We start from the raw sequence: 4339 nt of genomic DNA, 5'->3' as shown, positions 1-4339 counted from the left end.
CTCCTCCCTCGCCCGCCCGGCACCGCCGTCCCTCTGCGCCCCCGTCACTCCACCAGCGGCAGCGCCTCCCACTCGTACCCCTCCCACAGCTGCCTCGCTGTCTCCTCCGGGTAGCGGGTGACCTGCGACGGGGTGTCCAGGATCTGTGTGAGCCTGTTCTCCTGGTCGTACGTGTCCCAGCCGGGGTCGCCGGTGCGGGCGAAGGACGTCCAGGACGTCTGGAAGCGGGCGGTGAGGTCGGCCGCGTCCGGGGGGACCTCGCCGTCGGGGAAGGCGATGGCGCCCATGTCCGCGGCGTACGTTCCGAAGAGGAGGGGGACGTCCAGGGCGTGGCAGCCACGCAGGATGCCGCCGTGGGCCGGGGGTGTCCAGGTCAGTTCGTAGAGGTGGGCCGAGCCGCCTGCCGTCAGCTGGGCCTCGGCGAGGTGCAGGGACGGCATCGCGAACAGCCAGTCCGACTGGACGCGTTCGAAGAGGTCCTGCGCCGTGGCGTCCGGGAAGGCTTCGCGGTACGCGCGCTCGCCGGGCTCGCCCGCGCCGGGGGCGTACATGCGCAGTGCCGCCGTCGCCTGGTCCTCCGTGATGCGGCCCAGGAGGTTTCCCAGGACTGTGAAGAGGCGGTACTCCTGGGAGTTGTGGCCGACCAGGAGGGCGATGTCCCGCGCCTCGCCCGCGCTCACCGCCTGCCACGGGGTCTTCGGCAGGATCTCGCCGTCCACCACCGGCGCGTACGGCACGGCCGTCGGCGCGACCTGCCCCCAGCGCGTGTACGTCGTCATCTTGGCCGCCAGGGCCTCGCCCGCCCCGGTGAGCTTCCTCGGCGGGATCGCCGCGAGGTCGGCCGCCGTCGGCCGTACGCCCGCCTCCGCCGCGAGCGCCGCCGCGATGTCCCTGGCCAGGGGTGCGGAGAAGTACACGCCCGGGATGCTCTGGGCGACGGCGCGGTGGAAGAGGCCGCGGGCCGACGGCATCGCGAGGAGCGCGGCGATCGAGCCGGCGCCCGCGGACTGGCCGAACACCGTGACGTCCCCGGGGTCGCCGCCGAACTCCGCGATGTTGTCGCGGACCCACTCCAGGGCGGCGACCTGGTCGAGGAGGCCCCGGTTGGCGGGGGCGCCCTCCAGGTGGACGAAGCCCTCGATGCCGAGGCGGTAGTTGAAGGTGACGACCACGACGTCACCCTTGCGGGAGATGTGCTGGGCGTCGTAGCCGGGGCTGCCGGAGAAGCCCGTCTTGTAGGCGCCGCCGTGGATCCAGACCATGACCGGGCGCGGGGCCCGCGGGGCCGGGTCCGGCGTCCAGACGTTCACCGTCAGCCAGTCGTCTCCCTCTGCGGCGGGGGCGCCGGGGAACACGGCCTCCTGCGGGGGCGGGGCGCCGAACTCGTACGCCTCCCGTACGCCCGTCCAGGGCTCCGGAGGGGCGGGCGCCTGGAAACGGGCGGGGCCCACCGGTGGCGCGGCGAAGGGGATCCCCCGGAACACCGTCAGACCGTCCTCGCGTCTCCCCCGGACCGCACCGGCCGCCGTACGAACCTCTTCCGCCGTCATGCCTCGCTCCTCTCGTCTCCCACCGTCCACCTCTGCCCCGCCCAACGGCCCGTCTCGAACAGAGGTTCCAGCGAATGGCCGATCCGGCCGGAGTTCACTCGTGTGGGTGACAGAGCGTGTGAGTGACACAGCGTGTGAGTGACAGAGAGGGAGGGCACCCCCGTGCCCCTCCCCCTCTCCCACAGCCCGCAGCGCGCGGCCCGCCGTCGGTCGTCCGCCGTCAGTCGTCGACGGGCTGGGCCGCCGAGCACGCGTTGATCGGGCCGATGATGTCCTCGCACACCTGGATGGCCTCCACCTGTCCGTAGTCGTACGTCCGCGAACTGCACGGCGCCGCCGAGCCGTTGCTGTCGCCGAACTCGTCGTAGCCGTTGACCAGCCACACGCCGACGTACACACCGTTGCCGTCCCGCTCCCGGTCGCACACGGTCACCTTGTCGCCCAGGTCCCATCTGGCGTAGTCGTCTCCCTGGGCGACTCTGGTGGTGAACGGGGCGGCGTGCGCGGCGGGTGCCGTCAGGCCGCTCAGGGCCATCGCCGAACCCGCGACGGCGACCGCGAAGACATGTCGAACTCGCATCTGTTCCCCCTGTTGGCATGGGTCTGGACGTGTCCGCCGGTTCCGTCCCGGCCGGACACCTTGCGGCACCGAGCGTGCGGGCCCCGGCCGGGGGAGGCAACGGTTCGCGGCTGTCCCGGACAGGGGGTGGGCGTCCGGGCAGGTCAGCACCATGTCCCGGACAGCGTCCGGGGGCGCGCGAGCGGCGTGCGGGGGTATTAGGTCTCAGGTACGACGCCTCAGGTACTACCCCCCGGGTATGACGCCTCAGGTACGACGCCCCAAGTACGACGTCTCAGGTACGACAAGGGCCCGTCACCCCGAAGGTGTACGGGCCCTGTGCTACCCCCCTACCGCTAGCTCAGCGTCTGGAGCGCAGCCGGGTCGAACGCCCGCAGTTCCTCGAACCGGCCGTCGAGGACCTTCGCCGCCCACTCCGGGTCCTGGAGCAGTGCGCGGCCGACGGCCACGGCGTCGAACTCGTCCCGCTCGAAGCGCTCCAGCAGGTCGTCGATGCCCTTCGCCTCGGAGGTCTTGCCGGCGAACGCCGTGCTGAAATCGTTGTCGAGGCCGACGGAACCGACGGTGATCGTCGGCTTGCCGGTGAGCTTCTTGGCCCAGCCCGCGAGGTTGAGGTCGGCGCCGTCGAACTCCGGCTCCCAGTAGCGGCGCGTCGACGCGTGGAAGGCGTCGACCCCGGCCGCGGCGAGCGGCGTGAGGATCGCCTCCAGTTCCTCCGGCGTCTCGGCGAGCCGCGCGTCGTAGTTGTCGTACTTCCACTGCGAGAAGCGGAAGATGACGGGGAACTCCGGGGACACGGTCTCGCGTACGGCGGCGACGATCTCGGCCGCGAACTTGGTACGGGCGACCGGGTCGCCCCCGTACGCGTCGGTGCGGCGGTTGGTCGTGCCCCACAGGAACTGGTCGATCAAGTAGCCGTGGGCGCCGTGGAGTTCGATGCCGTCGAAGCCGAGGCGTTCGGCGGCGGCGGCGCTCTGCGCGAACGCGCCGATGACGTCGTCCAGGTCGCGCTGGGTCATGGTGTGGCCGTCGGCGGTGCCGTCGACGCGCAGGCCGGAGGGGCCGACCGGCGGGGCGTCCACGACCGGCGGCTGGCCGGCCTTGCGGACCATGCCGATGTGCCAGAGCTGCGGGACGATCCGGCCGCCGGCCGCGTGGACGGCGTCGGCGACCTTCGCCCAGCCCGCGAGCTGCTCCTCGCCGTGGAAGCGGGGTACGCGGTCGCTCTCGCCGGCGGAGTCGTGGCCGACGTACGTCCCCTCGGTGATGATCAGGCCTACCCCTGCGGTAGCACGACGTGCGTAGTACGAGGCCACGTCCTCCCCGGGTATGCCCTCCGGGGACTGCATGCGGGTCATCGGGGCCATCGCGATGCGGTTCGCGAGGGTGACGCCGTTGATGGTGACCGGGCGGGACAGGATCTCTGAGGCACGGGTGGGGGTGGCTGCCACGGGAAGGGCTCCTCGCTCGTGAAGTGGTCGGCTGACCGGTGGGTATGTGCATGCGCATACGCCTTGTACGTCTAGGTCAACCGGACCGTGGTCCACCTCATTTCCGGACGGCGGGGCAGAGTGCTGTGATCCCGGACACCCCGTAGTACCGGAGGGGTAGGGATCGCGTAGTACTGACCCATGCCCGAGCTGCTCACGACCGCCGCGCTCGAAGCGACCTCCGTCGTCGCCAACAACACGATGAACCGCGAACGCGGGCTCACCGGGGTGAACAGCTACGCCCGTGAGCTGGGCTTCGATCCGGTGAGCGAGCTGCACGGGGAGGCGCCCGCGTGGCTCGACCTGTGCAGTGGGGAGGGGCTGGCGATGCGGGCGGCTGCGCCGCGGTTGCCGGGGGCGGCGCGGCTGACGGCCGTCGATCTGGTTGGTCCTCTGGTACGTCGTCCCCTCCCCCCTCAGATGGAGGAGGTCACCGCGTCCGTCTCCACCTGGACCCCCACCCTGCGGTACGACCTCATCACCTGCGTCCACGGTCTCCACTACGTCGGTGACCAGCTCGGGCTGCTGGTCCGGGCGGCCTCCTGGCTCACGCCGGGCGGGTTGTTCGCCGCGCACTTCGATCCGGCGTCGGTGCGACACCCCGATGGGTCACCGGCGTCCCGTCCGGTGCTGCGGGCGTTGCGGGCGGCGGGGTTCGCGTACTCGGCGCATCGGCTGACGTTGCGGGGTGGGCGGGGGGTTGAGCTGCCGTTCCGGTA

At 71.8% G+C, this 4339-nt stretch carries 4 protein-coding genes; 1 reads left to right on the top strand and 3 read right to left on the bottom strand.

The annotated features are described in order from the left end of the window. Positions 1 to 44: 44 nt before the first annotated feature. The 3 genes from AOK24_RS27050 to AOK24_RS27040 all read right to left on the bottom strand — a co-directional run bounded on the left by AOK24_RS27050 (position 45) and on the right by AOK24_RS27040 (position 3581). Complete coding sequence (locus AOK24_RS27050) at positions 45 to 1550, bottom strand: carboxylesterase/lipase family protein (protein ID WP_055722673.1); 1506 nt, start codon at positions 1548 to 1550, stop codon at positions 45 to 47. A gap of 220 nt (positions 1551 to 1770) precedes the next feature. Beyond that, positions 1771 to 2130, bottom strand: coding sequence for a hypothetical protein (locus AOK24_RS27045; RefSeq protein WP_055722672.1), 360 nt, complete (start codon positions 2128 to 2130; stop codon positions 1771 to 1773). A gap of 335 nt (positions 2131 to 2465) precedes the next feature. Next, entirely contained in the window at positions 2466 to 3581 is a 1116-nt protein-coding gene (locus tag AOK24_RS27040) for an NADH:flavin oxidoreductase (RefSeq protein ID WP_055722671.1), read from the bottom strand. 180 nt (positions 3582 to 3761) lie between these two features. On the opposite strand from AOK24_RS27040, the gene AOK24_RS27035 reads away from it, so the two are divergent. Further along, positions 3762 to 4339, top strand: a 578-nt coding sequence (locus tag AOK24_RS27035; protein WP_055722670.1) for a class I SAM-dependent methyltransferase, incomplete at its 3' end; no start/stop codon positions are given.

Origin of the sequence: Streptomyces niveiscabiei (genome assembly GCF_001419795.1) — a bacterium.
GTDB classification, from domain to species: Bacteria; Actinomycetota; Actinomycetes; order Streptomycetales; family Streptomycetaceae; genus Streptomyces; species Streptomyces niveiscabiei.
Note: the sequence above shows the minus strand (reverse complement) of the source record. Positions and strands in the feature narration are given on the sequence as shown.